A 14,514-nucleotide genomic window follows, 5' to 3' on the forward strand; every position below is an offset into this window, starting at 1 on the left:
CGGCATGAGAACTCCCGCTCAAGCCCTCAACGCGCTACTCTCAGCACCGCTACCAGCACAAACAGACTGTGTTGCAACCACCGATTGAATCCGCCAGCTTGATCACATGCCTGAGCTACGGCCGGGCGACGCCAGCCGTAGGCCGGAGCGGCTACCCGAGCTTGATCACATGCCTGAGCTACGGCCCGGCAACGCCAGCCGTAGACCAGAGCGGCTACCCAAGCTTGATCACATGCCTGAGCTACGGCCCGGCAACGCCAGCCGTAGGCGAGAGCGGCTACCCGAGCTTGATCACATGTGTGGGCTACGGCCGGGACGGCGCGTTCCAAGATCGGCGAGGCGGGAGGTGGCTGGTGCGAGATGCCAGCCGCAGGACGCCGGCGCGGGGTCGGCGGGCCTGCGGGGTGAGCCGGGCGTGCGGGGCCGGCGGGGCGCACGGGGCCGAGGCGGCGTACCGGGAAGTCAGAGGACGGTGAAACGGGGCGGGAGCTCGCCTCGCCCGGTCAGCGCCCGCAGCAGCGCCGGGCCGTCGCCCACCGCGACCGCCACCCGCGCCGCCAGGGCCGCCGCCTCGGCGAGCGCCTCCTGCTCCAGGGAGATCGGGACGCCGGCGGCGACCGCCGCGTCCGTCCCGTGCACGACCAGCTCGAACGTGCGGGTCGGCAGCCAGTCCGCCACCCGCATGCCGCCCGCCGGCGTCGCCACGAGATCGTCGTCGCTCGCCGACGCCAGCGCGCCGGTCGCCTGCCCGACGAACCCGCTCACCGCGTCCGCCGGCCGCTCGCCCAGCGCCTTGCCGGTGTCCCGGGCGTCGGCGGACGACGCGGTCCGGGCCGCCGCCACCTCCGCGGCCGGCGCCCGGCGGATCGCCGCGAAGTAGTACTCCGGTCCGGGGACCGCCAGCATCGGCGCCTGCCGGCCGAGCACCTCCGGAACCTGGCGCAGCGCCGAGCTCACGGTGTGCCCGAGCAGATCCCGCAGCGTCCACTCGCCCAGGCCCGGCCCGTCGAGGCGGTCCGGCGGGATCCGGGAGACCAGATCGGCGAAGGCGATGGCGGCGGAACGGTACGTGCGGCGGTAGTCCATGTCACCAACCTGCCATGCGGCGACCGGCCGGGCGAGCCCGCGCCGATACCCTGCGCGGGTGCTGCTACCGGTGCCCGACGGCGAATACCAGGCCTACCTCTTCGACTGCGATGGAACGATCACCGACTCCATGCCGGCGCACTACCTCGCCTGGCAGGCGGCGCTCGCCGAGTGGGGCTGCGATTTCCCGGAGGAGCTGTTCTACGCCTGGGGCGGCCGGCCGATCGCGGACATCGTGGCCGATCTGAACGCGCGGCAGGGCCTCGCCATGCCGGTGCACCAGGTCGCCGAACGCCAGGAGGAGCTGTTCCGGGCCGGACTCCCCGATATCAAGGGCGTTCCGGGGGTGCTGGAGCACATCGAGGACGCGTACCGGAGGCTCCCGATCGGCGTGGTCTCCGGCAGCACCCGGCTCGCCGTCACCGCGTCGCTGGAGGCGCTCGGCCTGCTGGACCGGTTCGAGGTCCTGGTCTGCGCCGGTGAGTACCCGCGGCCGAAGCCGTTCCCCGACGCCTACCTGCGCGGGGCCGAGCTGCTCGGCGTCGACCCGGCGAAATGCCTGGCCTTCGAGGACACCGAGCTCGGCGTCCAGGCCGCCACGGCGGCGGGGATGACAGCGGTACGGGTTCCGCCGCCCTGGGAACGCTGAGGTTTGTGCCGGCGGCTTATCCTGACAGCATGCTGACAGCCGGACGCAAAAGCATGTGGAGGTCGCAGTACCAGCTCGCCCTGGACGGCGCCCAGGTCGCCGAGTGGGACCCGAAGGTGTGGAAGACGGGTGGCCGGTTCACGTTGGACGGTCAGGACTTCGAGGTGCGCGCCCACGGCTGGGGCTCGACGTTCTCGATGACCGACGGTCAGGGCACGGTTCTCGCCGAGGCCCAGCGGGTCGGCCGGAAGAACTGGACGGTCCAGGCCGGCGACGTGGCCTACGAGTTCCAGCGGGTCTCGATCTGGCGCAACGACCAGGACCTGATGCGCGACGGTGTCCCGGTCGGCACGATCCGCCAGACCAGCTCCTGGAGCGGCAGCCTGGAGGCGGACCTGCCCGGCCTGGCCCTCCCGGTGCAGATCTTCATCGTCGGCATCATGATCACGTGGTGGAACTCGCAGGCCGCCGCGGCCGCCTGACGGGGTTCCAGGCGAGCCGGGTGGCAGCGGCGGTGCGACCCGCGCACCTCCTCAGCCATGATCACGTCGCTCTGGCTGCGCACGGAGGGCTCAGAACGGGTACGGCCGGGGTCCGCGCCGCGCCGTCACCCACTGCGTCTCGGTGAACTCCTCGGCCGCGAACCCCATCCCGAACCGGCCCGCCCCGCTGTCCTTCACCCCGCCGAACGGCATCTGCGGCTCGTCGTTGACCGGCTGGTCGTTGACGTGCACGATGCCGGCCTGCAGCCGCCGGGCGAGATCGAGCCCGCGGTACGGGTCCCCCGTGATCACTCCGGCGGTGAGCCCGAAGCTCGACGCGTTCGCCCGGTCCACCGCGTCGTCCGCGGACCCGGCCTCCTCGATCATGACGACCGGGCCGAACGTCTCGTCGAAGGCCAGCTCGGCGGCGGCCGGCACGCCGGTGAGCACGGTCGGCGGGAAGCACCGCCCGACCGGCGCGCCACCGGTGAGCAGCGTGGCGCCGAGCTCGACGGCCTCGCGGACCCGGCGTTCGAGCAGCGACAGCGCCCACTCGTTGATCACCGGCCCGATCACGGTGCCGGGGTGGGACGGGTCGCCGAGCGGCAGGCCGGCGGCCCGTTCGACGAAGCGGGCGGTGAAGTCCGGGGCGATCGCGCGGTCCACGATGATCCGGCGCGCGCACATGCAGGTCTGCCCGGCGTGCACGAAGGCGCCGTAGACGGCCGCGTCGACGGCGTGGTCCAGGTCGGCGTCGGCGAGCACGAGCAGCGGGTTGTGGCCGCCGAGCTGCAGGACGACCCGTTTCAGGTGGCGGCCGGCGAGTTCGGCGAGGCGGCGGCCGGTCACGGTGGAGCCGGTGAAGCTGACCCGGCGCACCCGGCTGTCGGCGATCAGCGTCTCGGCGATCGCGCCGGCCTCGCCGGGCGCGTGGGTGACCACGTTGAGCACGCCGTCCGGGAGCCCGGCCTCGGCGAGTAGTTCCGCCCAGAGGGCGCCACCGGTGTACGGCGCCTCCTCGGACGGCTTGAGCACCACCGTGTTGCCGACCGCGATCGGGGCGACGACGGCCCGGCCGGACAGGACCAGCGACGCGTTCCACGGGGCGATCGCGGCGACCACCCCGGCCGGGCGGCGCATCGCGAGGGCCCGCGTGCCGTCCAGGTCGGACGGGATGATCTGGCCGGTCGGCGCGTACGGGAGACCGGCGGCCTGCCGCAGCATCGTCACGCAGAAGTCGATCTGGATCTCGGCGAACACCGCGGCGCACCCGGTCTCGGCGGCGAGCCGGTGGCGCACCTCCGGGCGGCGGCCGTCGAGCAGCGTGGCGGCCCGCAGGAGGATCTCCTGACGCCGGCCGGGCGGGCTGAGCGCCCACGGGCCGAACGCCTCGGACGCCGCGGTCACCGCCGCCGACGCGTCCTCGGTGTCGCCGGCCGCGACGACCGCGAACACCTCGCCGGTCCAGGGGTCACGTTTCTCGTACACCCGGCCGTTGACGCTGCCGGTCCAGGCACCGCCGATGTGGTGCCGCACGGCACTGAGCTCCCGGTCCATCGCGCTGCCGATGGTAACCGACCGGGACGGCGTTCCACTGGCTCGGACCCGACGTTACGATGCGGCATGGCCGTCGATGACGACAGCACCACGAGCAGGTCTCTCGAGCGCGGGCTGGCGATCCTCTCGGCGTTCAGCGCGTCCCGCCCGGTGCTCGGCGTCGCCGACCTGTCCCGGGCGGTGACCCTGACCAAGAGCACCACCCACCGGTACGTGGCGGCCCTGGCCCGCCTCGGCTATCTGGAGCAGGACCCGGAGACCAGGAAGTACTCGCTCGGGCCGCGCGTCGTCGACCTGGGGTTCGCCGCGATCAACTCGCTGGAGATCAACCGGGTGGCCGCGCCCTACCTGCAGGCGCTCGCCGACGAGACCGGGTACACGGTGAGCATGGCCGTGCTGGACGGCACCGAGATCATCTATGTGGAGCGCCGGCGCAGCCACCGGTCCGCCGCCGGGTTCGCGATGACGCTCGATCTGCACGTCGGGTCGCGGCTGCCGGCGTACTGCACGTCGATGGGGAAGGTGCTGCTCGCCCACCAGGAGCCGGCCGTGCTGCGGGGGCTGCTGGACCGGACCGACTTCGCCCGGCGCGGCCCGCGGACCCTGACCAACCGGGAGCAGCTGACCGCGGCCCTGGCCCGGATCCGGCAGAGCGGGGTGGCGGTCAACGACGAGGAGCTGGCGGCCGGCCTGCGCTCGGTGGCGGCGCCGGTGCGCGACCGGACCGGGCAGGTGGTCGCCGCGATCAACATCGCGGTGCACCTGACCGTCTGGTCGACGACGGCGGACGCGGTGGTGAGCCGCCTGGAACGGCCGCTGCGGCAGGCAGCGACCGAGGTGTCGAACCGTCTCGGGTACCGGTAGCCGGGATCGCGTTCCGATCAGCCGAACACTCCGTTGATCTGCCGGAAACATGGACCTACCGTCAGCGCACCCAGCACGCAGGGAGGCGAGCCCATGCTCCTCGACGAGAAGACCTGGACCGGCAACATCTTCATCGGCGGCTCGTGGCGGCCCGGCCGCGGCGCCGGCTACGACGTCGTGGAGCCGGCGACCGGCGACGTCCTGGGCCGGATCGGTCAGGCCACCCCGGCCGACGTCGACGAGGCGGCTCGCGCGGCCGCCGACGCGCAGAAGGTGTGGGCCGCGATGCCGCACCCGGAACGCGCCGCGGTGCTGCGCCGGGCCGGGCGGCTCTGGGCGGAGCACGCCGACGAGATCGGCGGCTGGAACATCCGGGAGGTCGGCGCGATCCCGCCGATGGCCGGGTTCGCGCTGCACACCGCCGAGCAGGAGTGCTACGAGGCGGCCTCGCTGCCCGGCCGCCCCTACGGTGAGCTGCTGCCCAGCGAGGAGCAGCGGCTGTCGATGGCCCGGCGCTACCCGGCCGGCGTGGTCGCGGTGATCGCCCCCTTCAACGTGCCGATCATCCTGGCGATCCGCTCGGTCGCGCCCGCCCTCGCGCTCGGCAACGCGGTGATCCTCAAGCCGGACCCGCGCACCGCGGTGACCGGCGGCGCCACGCTCGCCCGGATCTTCGAGGAGGCCGGCCTGCCGCCGGGTGTGTTCCAGGTGCTGCCGGGCGGCGCCGACGTCGGCGAGGCCCTGGTCGTCCACCACCTGGTCCGGGTCATCTCGTTCACCGGATCCACAGCGGCCGGCCGCCGGGTCGGCGCGCTCGCCGGCGAGCACCTGAAGCGGGCCCATCTGGAGCTCGGCGGCAACTCCGCACTGATCGTGCTGGACGACGCGGACGTCGAGGCGGCGGTGAACGCGGCCTCCTTCGGCTCCTGGTTCCACCAGGGCCAGATCTGCATGACGACCGGCCGGCACCTGGTCCACGAGCGGCTCTACGACGACTTCGTGGAGCGTCTCGCCGCGAAGGCCGCCGCGCTGCCGGTCGGCGACCCGCACCGGGAGAGCGTGGTGCTCGGCCCGATCATCGACGCCGGGCAGCGCGACAAGATCCATAACGTGGTGACCCGGTCGGCCGGTTACGGCGCCCGGGTGGCGGCCGGCGGCACCTATCGCGATCTCTTCTACGCGGCCACAGTGCTCGCCGACGTCGCCGACGACACCCCGGCGTTCGTCGAGGAGATCTTCGGTCCGGTGGCCCCGGTGCTGCGATTCTCGGACGAATCCGAGGCGGTTCGCCTCGCCACCGCGAGCGAATACGGACTGTCACTGGGCATCATCACCCGGGATGTGATGAAAGGTCTCGCGCTGGCCGACCGGATTCCCACCGGCATCGTGCACATCAACGACCAGACCGTCAGTGACGAGGCGAACAGCCCGTTCGGCGGCGTGGCGGCATCCGGGACGGGGTCGCGGTTCGGCGGTCCGGCCGCCAACATCGAGGCGTTCACCGAGACCCGCTGGGTCACGATGCGTGACAAGCCGCCGGCGTACCCGTTCTAGCCGAACTTGTTTCCGCGCCGTTAAAGGGCGGCCGGGAGGCTTGCATCAGATGCACGTTCATCAATAATGAGCGCCATGAATCGAGCCGAGGCGATACGGGTTGCCGGATCCCGGAGCACGACCCCGTCGCCACCACCAGGACCCCCCTCCGACGGTACGGAGGAAGCAGCGCCCCTGCCGCTTCCGCGTGTCCGGCCGCCGACGCCCGTCATGGCGCCGCAGGGCGCACGACCGATGGCCGCGAGCCCACCGGCCCGCCGCGCGGCGGGCGCCACCCGACGACTGGTCGGGTTGTGAGCCCACCCGCGCGGCGGCCGGACCCCCATCCAGCCGGCCGCGCGCCCACCGCCCTGCTCCCCCGCCCTGCCCTCGCACGTCCCCGCCGAGCCCTCGCTGCCACACACCCCCGCCCAGTTCCCGGCGCCACACACCCCCGCCGCACCCGCCCCGGCAGCACCGCACCCTGCCGGACCAGCCGCGGGTCCCTCTCCCGGACCAGCCCGCACGGGCTCGCCGAACGCCGGGCCGCCCCGCGCAGGCCCGCCGAACGCCGGATCGCGCGCCTCGCCCACGGCAGCGGCCGTCATCCCGGCCCGCAGCCACCGCCCGCACCGCCGCCCGCGTCGCGCGTCGATCGTCCGGCCCCACGCCGCTCCGGGCTCCCGAGTGTCGGCTTTGCCCAGGATGCCTCAGGCGACGCCCCCGGAATCGGACGGGCGCCCGCTATATCCCGTACCGGAAGGGGAATCGGCGGCGCTGCGGCGCCGCATCCACCTCGCCCACCACCCGGGTCGCGGAATCGCTTGTTGATCATCTGCTTTTCGGGGTATGCGTAGAGCGCGCCCCCACCGGCCACCGCCGGTGCGGCCGGCGCGCCCGCACGCAACCCGGAGGCAAACGCATGGCCGGCATCCCCGCCATCACCTTGAACAACGGCGTCACCATGCCGCAGATCGGCTACGGCGTCTTCCAGATCCCCGAGGCGGAGACCGCCGCCGCGGTCACCACCGCGCTGGAGGCCGGTTACCGCAGCATCGACACCGCCGCCGTCTACGGCAACGAGGCCGGGGTCGGCGCCGCGCTGCGCGACGCGGGCATTCCGCGCGACGAGCTGTTCGTGACGACCAAGGTCTGGAACACCGATCAGGGGTACGACGAGACGCTGCGCGCGTTCGACGCCAGCCTCGCCCGGCTCGGGCTGGACCAGCTCGATCTGTACCTGATCCACTGGCCGACGCCGAAGCACGGCAAGTACCTGGACACCTGGCGGGCCCTGGAGTCGCTCTACGAGCAGAAGCGGATCCGGGCGATCGGCGTCTCCAACTTCCTGCCGGAGCACCTGCGGGCGGTGGCGGACCTCGGCGGCACGGTCCCGGCGGTGAACCAGATCGAGGTGCACCCCGCCCTGCAGCAGCGCGACGTGCAGGCGGCCGGCACCGAGCTGGGTGTGGTGACCGAGGCGTGGAGCCCGCTCGCGCAGGCCGGTGTGCTGGACAACCCGGCGATCACCTCGATCGCCACCACGCACGACCGGACGCCGGCGCAGGTGGTGCTGCGGTGGCACGTGCAGCAGGGACGCGTGGTGATCCCGAAGTCGGTGACGCCGTCGCGGATCCGGGAGAACCTGGCCATCTTCGACTTCGAGCTGACCGCGGACGAGCTGGCCGCGATCGACGCCCTCGAATCGGACGGGCGGACCGGGCCGCACCCGGCGCACTTCAACTGAGCTCCGGACCGAGGGCTCAGGAAACGTAAAGGAAGCGCACAGGAAGCCGACTCATAGTTGAAGCACATCCCCCGGAGTTGGAGGTTTCGATGCTCCTCGGTCTCGTCAGTCTGGCACTGTTGCTCTTCCAGTTCCTGCTCATCGCCCGTGCCATCCTCGACTGGAGCGTGACCCTGGCCGGACCTGCCATGCCGGGCTCCTTCCGCTCGCGGGCGCTGGGCGGCGTCTACGCGGTCACCGAGCCGGTCCTCGCGCCGGTGCGCCGCGTCATCCCGCCGCTGCGCGTGGGCGGCGTCGCGATCGACCTGTCGTTCATCCTGGTCTTCCTGGCGATCGGCCTGCTGCGCGCGCTGATCTGACGCGTTACGCGTGACGCGAGACCCGGTCCTTCCGTGGGGAAGGACCGGGCCTGGTCGCGTCAGTTCGGGTCGCGTCGGTTCGGGTCGCGTCGGTTCCGGTCGCGTCAGTTCAGGATGTCGTCGACGAACTCGCAGGCCAGGGTGTCGAAGTGGGTCCGGCCGCCCTCGTGGCCGTCCCACTCGTAGACCTCGATCTGCTTCGAGCCGGGCAGCGTGTTGTACGCCCCGAACACTCCGGACGGCGGGCATACGTCGTCCATCATCCCGACCGAGAGCAGCGCCGGAGCTGTCACCCGCCGGGCGAAGTTCACCACGTCGACGTGGTCGAGCGTCGCCAGCGTCCGCTCCGCGAGGTGCGGGTTGGCCCGCAGGAAACGGACCACCTCGGCGTACGGGTTGACGTCGGTCACCGTGACCGCCCGGCGGATGTCGCAGAGGAACGGCACGGCCGACACCACCGCCGAGACCAGGTCCGGCACCAGTCCCGCCGCGGCGAGGGAGAGCGCGCCACCCTGGCTCTTGCCGGTGACGACGATCCGGGAGGCGTCCACGCCGGGCAGCTCCGCGGCGGTCTCCACGGCCCGCGCCGCATCGGTGATCAGCCGGCGGTAGTAGAACGTCTCCGGCGACTGCACCCCGCGGGTGAGGAAGCCGGGCGCCGACGGCCCGGCGCCGGACTCGTCCGGATCAGGGGTGTCCCCGCCGCGCCAGCTGCCGCCCTGCCCGCGGGTGTCCATGATCAGGTGCGCGTAGCCGGCGCTGGCCCAGATCAGCCAGTCGATCGGCAGGCCCCGGCCGCCGCCGTAACCGATGAACTCGACGACCACCGGCAGCGGCCCGGTCGCGCCGGCCGGACGGTTCAGCCACGCCCGGACCGGCTGGCCGGCGTACCCGCTGAACGTCACGTCGTGAGTGGTGACGCCGCGCAGCGGGGTGCCGTGCTCGGCCACCTTCGGCGGGAGGGCGGCCTGGCGGGCGGCGGCGAGGGTGCCGGACCAGAAGGCGTCGAAGCCGGCCGGTTCCGGGTGAGAGGGACGGTACGTGCGCAATTCGTGGAGTGGAAAGTCAAACAGCGCCATGGTCGATCACGCTATGCCCTGCCGCTGATCGGTTCCAGACCACGAGGCACGATGTCGGGGTGTCTGCGCAGCCCCCGAAGACCCCCCATGTGCTGGAAGCGGTGCTCGAACGGCTCACCTACGTGAACGAGGAGACCGGGTACACGGTGGCCCGGGTCGCGACCGCGAAGAGCGGCGCCGATCTGCTCACCGTGGTCGGATCGCTGCTCGGCGCGCAACCCGGGGAGAGCCTGCGGCTGAGCGGCTGGTGGTCGTCGCACCCGCAGTACGGGCGGCAGTTCGAGGTGATCTCGTACACCACGGTGCTGCCGGCGACGATTCAGGGCATCCGGCGTTATCTGGGGTCGGGGCTGGTCAAGGGCATTGGGCCGGTCTTCGCCGAGCGGATCGTGGACCATTTCGGACTGGACACACTGGAGATCATCGAGGAGTCGCCGGAGCGGCTGGTCGAGGTGCCCGGCCTCGGCCCGAAACGCACCGCGAAGATCACCGCGGCCTGGGCCGAGCAGAAGGCGATCAAGGAGGTGATGGTCTTCCTCCAGGGCGTCGGGGTGTCCACGTCGATCGCCGTGCGGATCTTCAAGAAGTACGGTGACTCGTCCATCGCGGTGGTGAAGAACTCGCCGTACAAGCTCGCCTCGGACGTCTGGGGCATCGGGTTCAAGACGGCGGACACGATCGCGCAGGCCGTCGGGATCCCGCACGACAGTCCCGAGCGGGTGAAAGCCGGCCTCCAGTACACGCTGTCGCAGGCCACCGACAACGGGCACTGCTTCCTGCCGGTCGATCAGCTGACCGAGGAAGCCGCCAAGATCCTCGATGTTCCGGCCGGCCTGATCCCGTCCTGCCTCGCCGAGTTGATCGAGGAGGAGGGTGTGGTCCGGGAGGACGACGAGATCTACCTGGTGCCGTTCCATCGGGCCGAGCAGTCACTGGCTTCGTCACTTCTCAAGCTCTTGTCGGATAAATCAGACAGGCTGCCGGGTTTTGCCGGCGTCGACTGGAGCAAGGCCCTCTCCTGGCTGCACCGGCGCACCGGCACCGACCTCGCCCCCGAGCAGGAACAGGCCGTCCGGCTCGCGCTCACGTCCAAGGTCGCGGTGCTCACCGGCGGACCCGGATGCGGCAAGAGCTTCACCGTACGATCGATCGTCGAGCTCGCCGCCGCGAAACGCGCCAAGATCCTGCTCGTCGCGCCGACCGGCCGGGCCGCGAAACGGCTCGCCGAGCTCACCGGCCACCCGGCCGCCACCGTCCACCGCCTGCTCAAGCTCCAGCCCGGCGGGGACGCCAGTTACGACCGGGACAACCCCCTCGACGCCGACCTGCTCGTCGTCGACGAGGCGAGCATGCTCGACCTGATCCTGGCGAACAAGCTGGTCAAGGCCGTCCCGCCGGGCGCCCACCTGCTACTGGTGGGCGATGTCGACCAGCTTCCCTCGGTCGGGGCCGGCGAGGTGCTGCGCGACCTGCTCGCCGCCGACGCGATCCCACGCGTCCGGCTCACCCAGATCTTCCGGCAGGCCGCGCAGAGTGGCGTCGTCACCAACGCGCACCGGATCAACCAGGGCCGCCCGCCGCTGCTCGACGGCATGCGCGACTTCTTCCTCTTCCCGTGCGACGACACCGAGGCCACCGCGGCGCTCACCGTCGACGTGGTCTGCACCCGGATCGGCCGCAAGTTCGGCCTCGATCCGCGCCGCGACGTGCAGGTCCTCACCCCGATGCACCGCGGGCCGGCCGGCGCGGGCGCGCTCAACGGCCTGCTCCAGCAGCAGCTCACGCCGGGCCGCGAGGGCCTGCCGGAGAAGCGGCTCGGCGGCCGGGTGTTCCGGGTCGGCGACAAGGTCACCCAGATCCGGAACAACTACGACAAGGGCGCGGCCGGCGTCTTCAACGGCACCGTCGGCGTCGTGACCGGGCTGTCGCCCGAGGAGCAGACCCTCACGGTTCGCACGGACGAGGACGAGCTCATCGAGTACGACTTCGACGAGCTGGACGAGCTCGCCCACGCCTACGCCATCACGATCCACCGGTCACAGGGCTCGGAGTACCCGGCCGTGGTGATCCCGCTGACCACCAGCGCCTGGATGATGCTGCAGCGCAACCTGCTCTACACCGCGATCACCCGGGCCAAGCAGCTGGTCGTGCTGGTCGGCTCCCGCCGGGCCCTGGCCGCCGCGGTCCGCACCGTGAGCGCGGGACGCCGGCACACCGCGCTGACCCGCCGCCTGGGCTCGTAGCACACCCCGGGCGCGGACGTGCGGTGATTGGCCAGATCGGGCCGAATGGCCGCCTTTACCGGACTTCCGTTCGACTGTTTCGCGGGGCGGGGATGCTGTTCCGGTAAATCACTATGGTGAGCGTTGGAAACCATTGCTGAATCGTGTTCGGCGAACAATTCTCCGCTTCGCCGAATGGATTCACCAAAGAACGGAGCAATACTCATGTTGCGTACGCTCACCGCCGGGGCGGCAATGCTCGGCGCGCTGGCCGTGGCCGCTCCGGCCGAGGCCGCGCCCACCCCTGACGAAATGATGATCATTGACGTGGTCAACGCCAACGGCTCCGGCTGCCCGGACGAGTCGAAGGCCATCACGGTGGCAAAGGACAACAAGGCCTTCACCGTCACGTACGCGCAATACACCGCCCAGGTCGGCCCGGACGCGACACCGCTGGATTTCCGGAAGAACTGTCAGCTCGCGCTCGACATCAGGGTGCCGTCCGGATTCACGTTCGCGATCGCGACCGCTGACTACCGCGGTTACGCGAACCTGCAGAAGGGCGCCCGGGCCGAGCAACTCGCCAGTTACTACTTCCAGGGATATACCCAGACGACGCGCAGCTCGCACCCGTTGAAGGGCCCGATGGACGGCAACTGGCAGCGCACCGACCACGTGGGAATCGCCTCGATGAACTGGCTGAAGTGCGGCGACCGGCGGTTCCTCAACATCAACACGGAATTGCGCGTCAACCGGGGATGGTCGGACTCGAAGAAGCACACCAGCTTCATCTCGATGGACTCCACCGACGCGTCCATCAACACCGTCTACCGCGTGCAGTGGAAGAAGTGCCAGTGATCGCTGCCCGCTGATCGGTCAGCGGCGCTCGACGAACGCGGCCCAGGGATCCTCCTCCGGCGGACGCCGTCCCCCGCTCCCGGGGGCGGCTTCGCCGGGCCGCTCGCCGGGGCCCGCGTCACCGGCCGGCGCGGGGCGGGCCGTGCGGGCGGCCAGCAGCGCCGCCAGCGCCGTGGTGATCGGGACGGCGGCGACCAGGCCGATCGTGCCGACCGCGCTGCGCACCAGCTCCTGCGAGATGAGCTGGGAGGTGAGCAGCTCGCTCACCGGGGTGTTGCCGGCCGCGAAGAGCAGCATCAGCGGCAGCGAGGCGCCGGCGTACGCCAGCACGATCGTGTTGATCACCGAGGCGATGTGGGCCCGGCCGATCCGGGTCGCGGCGCGGTAGAGCTGCCGGAACCCGTACCGGGGGTTGGCCAGGGCCAGCTCGGAGACGGTGGCGGACTGGGTGACGGTGACGTCGTCGAGAACGCCGAGCGAGCCGATCACGATGCCGGCCAGCAGCAGGCCCTGCATGTTCACGTCGCCCTGGGTGATCGTCAGGTAGTTGGACGTCTCGTCGGCCACACCGGTGAGGTGCACCGCGGCGGTCGCGGCCGCGGCGAGCACCGCCGTGATCGCCAGGCTGGCCAGGGTGCCGGCCACCGCGATCGTGGTGGTCAGCGTGAACCCGTGTGTCAGGTACAGCACGATCAGCATGATCGCGGCTGCGCCGACCACGGCCACCGCGACGGGCGAGCGGCCGTCCAGGATCGCCGGGACGATGAAGAAGAGCAAGATCGCGAACGTGACGGCGAGCCCGCCGAGCGCGGTCAGCCCGCGCCACCTGCCGAACGCGACAACGGCGAGCGCGAACGCCGCCCCGAGGAGCCACAGCTCCCGCGACCGCTGATGGTCGGAGATCGAGTAACTGGCGCTGCCGTCCTCGCCCGCCAGGACCAGCAGCACCACGTCGTCGCCGGCCTCCACCTCGGGCGCGCCCGGACCGGACGGGATGTCCGTGGTGATCACCGTGCCGTCGCCGAGCCGCACCGTGACCGTCCCGCAGCCGGTCAGCGGGGTCTCCCCCTCCGGCACCTCCGGGCAGGCCTCCGGGGCGACCGACACGATCTCGCCGGACGCCCGCTCCGGTCCCTCCCCCTCGGCCGCCACCGGCGCGTCGCGCGGCCAGAGCAGCAGCATCCCCACCACGGTGAGCAGAACCGCGGGCAGCAGCAGCCAGAGGGTGATCCGGCGGGCCCGGGGCGACATCGGCTGTGCCGTGCCGGTGGCGTGGTGGTGCTGGTGGTCGGCCGGGCTCATCTCGCTCCTCGTCACGGTCGGCGGTGGTGATGCCGCAGGAAACCGTACCCGTGGAGCGTCGGCTCACGGGCGGGCGTTCCCCTTCGTGCCGGGACGGCCGGTCCGGGCCCGGTCCGCCGGGGTGCGGCCGAAAACCAGCCAGAAGTCGGTGATCGCGAGGCTCAGCACGGGACGCCGGCCGGCCAGGTAGGCGAGCGGCCCGGCCGGGTCGGCACGCCACGCAGCGTCGGCCGTACGCAATCCGCCGCGGCCTCGCACCGGTGTGCGCCGGACCGCGTCGCCGAGAGCCTGTGCCACCGTGAAGCCCAGCGGGAAACGGCCCGGCAGCCGCCCTTTCAGCCGGACCAGCGCCGAGCCGATCGGGCCGCCCGCGGCCGAGCCGATCGGGCCGCCCGCGGCCGTGGCGGCCGCGTCGACGAGCGGCTCGGTGCCGGCGTCGAGCTGGAACTCGGCCATCTCCTTGGGGATGCCCCAGAGCCGCCGGCCGCCCTCCCGGGAGGCCACGCTGTCCACCCAGATGTCGGTGATGCTGACCCGGGGGCGGCCACGCTCGTGCACGAGCACCGCGCTGAGCAGTTCCCGGTAATGCAGGACGCCGCCCGGCTCGTAGGAGACCCAGGCGGCGCCGACCACGACCCGGCCGCCGACCGTGATCGGCCGGACCGTGTCGCGCAGGACCGGGGGAAGCTGCGAGAGCTTCCCCCGGGGGACGAGGAAGAGCGAGAGGTACATCTGACCGCGCAGGTGCCAGGGCTCGGGCGGGTACATGCCTTCAG

At 71.9% G+C, this 14,514-nt stretch carries 13 protein-coding genes; 8 read left to right on the forward strand and 5 right to left on the reverse strand.

Going from position 1 to position 14,514, the window contains the following annotated elements:
- Positions 1-462 precede the first annotated feature (462 nt).
- Positions 463-1,086 (reverse strand): maleylpyruvate isomerase N-terminal domain-containing protein, encoded by a 624-nt coding sequence (locus AB0F72_RS33125; RefSeq protein ID WP_360439751.1) that lies wholly within the window; start codon positions 1,084-1,086, stop codon positions 463-465.
- 58 nt (positions 1,087-1,144) lie between these two features.
- Here AB0F72_RS33125 and AB0F72_RS33130 point away from each other — a divergent pair, with 58 nt between their 5' ends.
- Positions 1,145-1,735, forward strand: a complete 591-nt coding sequence (locus AB0F72_RS33130; RefSeq protein WP_360439754.1) for an HAD family phosphatase — start codon at positions 1,145-1,147, stop codon at positions 1,733-1,735.
- Positions 1,736-1,764: 29 nt separating this feature from the next.
- A complete protein-coding gene (locus tag AB0F72_RS33135) occupies positions 1,765-2,217 on the forward strand; it encodes a hypothetical protein (protein ID WP_360439757.1) in 453 nt (150 codons plus the stop codon).
- Positions 2,218-2,307: 90 nt separating this feature from the next.
- On the opposite strand, the gene AB0F72_RS33140 is transcribed toward AB0F72_RS33135, so the two are convergent.
- Positions 2,308-3,774: an aldehyde dehydrogenase family protein gene (locus AB0F72_RS33140; protein ID WP_360439760.1), complete on the reverse strand. Its 1,467-nt coding sequence runs from the start codon at positions 3,772-3,774 to the stop codon at positions 2,308-2,310.
- A gap of 66 nt (positions 3,775-3,840) precedes the next feature.
- Here AB0F72_RS33140 and AB0F72_RS33145 point away from each other — a divergent pair, with 66 nt between their 5' ends.
- The 4 genes from AB0F72_RS33145 to AB0F72_RS33160 all read left to right on the forward strand — a co-directional run bounded on the left by AB0F72_RS33145 (position 3,841) and on the right by AB0F72_RS33160 (position 8,277).
- Positions 3,841-4,638, forward strand: a complete 798-nt coding sequence (locus AB0F72_RS33145) for an IclR family transcriptional regulator (RefSeq protein ID WP_360439763.1) — start codon at positions 3,841-3,843, stop codon at positions 4,636-4,638.
- A 93-nt stretch (positions 4,639-4,731) separates the two neighbouring features.
- The gene (locus tag AB0F72_RS33150) at positions 4,732-6,192 is read left to right on the forward strand and encodes a benzaldehyde dehydrogenase (protein ID WP_360439766.1); all 1,461 of its coding nucleotides are present in this window, start codon (positions 4,732-4,734) and stop codon (positions 6,190-6,192) included.
- A gap of 901 nt (positions 6,193-7,093) precedes the next feature.
- Positions 7,094-7,918: an aldo/keto reductase gene (locus AB0F72_RS33155; RefSeq protein WP_360439769.1), complete on the forward strand. Its 825-nt coding sequence runs from the start codon at positions 7,094-7,096 to the stop codon at positions 7,916-7,918.
- Positions 7,919-8,007: 89 nt separating this feature from the next.
- On the forward strand, positions 8,008-8,277 hold the full coding sequence (locus tag AB0F72_RS33160) for a YggT family protein (RefSeq protein WP_360439772.1): 270 nt from the start codon (positions 8,008-8,010) through the stop codon (positions 8,275-8,277).
- A gap of 104 nt (positions 8,278-8,381) precedes the next feature.
- Here the strand turns inward: AB0F72_RS33160 and AB0F72_RS33165 are convergent, their stop codons facing one another.
- Positions 8,382-9,356, reverse strand: coding sequence for an alpha/beta fold hydrolase (locus AB0F72_RS33165; RefSeq protein WP_360439775.1), 975 nt, complete (start codon positions 9,354-9,356; stop codon positions 8,382-8,384).
- Between the two features lie 59 nt (positions 9,357-9,415).
- Between AB0F72_RS33165 and AB0F72_RS33170 the strand changes: the two genes are divergently transcribed.
- Both AB0F72_RS33170 and AB0F72_RS33175 read left to right on the forward strand, forming a co-directional pair.
- The gene (locus tag AB0F72_RS33170) at positions 9,416-11,599 is read left to right on the forward strand and encodes an ATP-dependent RecD-like DNA helicase (protein WP_360439778.1); all 2,184 of its coding nucleotides are present in this window, start codon (positions 9,416-9,418) and stop codon (positions 11,597-11,599) included.
- A gap of 204 nt (positions 11,600-11,803) precedes the next feature.
- Complete coding sequence (locus tag AB0F72_RS33175) at positions 11,804-12,436, forward strand: DUF4360 domain-containing protein (RefSeq protein ID WP_360439781.1); 633 nt, start codon at positions 11,804-11,806, stop codon at positions 12,434-12,436.
- 18 nt (positions 12,437-12,454) lie between these two features.
- On the opposite strand, the gene AB0F72_RS33180 is transcribed toward AB0F72_RS33175, so the two are convergent.
- Both AB0F72_RS33180 and AB0F72_RS33185 read right to left on the reverse strand, forming a co-directional pair.
- Positions 12,455-13,738, reverse strand: coding sequence for a YibE/F family protein (locus tag AB0F72_RS33180; protein ID WP_360439784.1), 1,284 nt, complete (start codon positions 13,736-13,738; stop codon positions 12,455-12,457).
- A 63-nt stretch (positions 13,739-13,801) separates the two neighbouring features.
- A complete protein-coding gene (locus tag AB0F72_RS33185; RefSeq protein ID WP_360439787.1) occupies positions 13,802-14,506 on the reverse strand; it encodes an acetoacetate decarboxylase family protein in 705 nt (234 codons plus the stop codon).
- Positions 14,507-14,514 lie beyond the last annotated feature (8 nt).

The sequence above is a fragment of the Actinoplanes sp. NPDC023936 genome, from assembly GCF_040639325.1.
GTDB lineage: Bacteria > Actinomycetota > Actinomycetes > Mycobacteriales > Micromonosporaceae > Actinoplanes.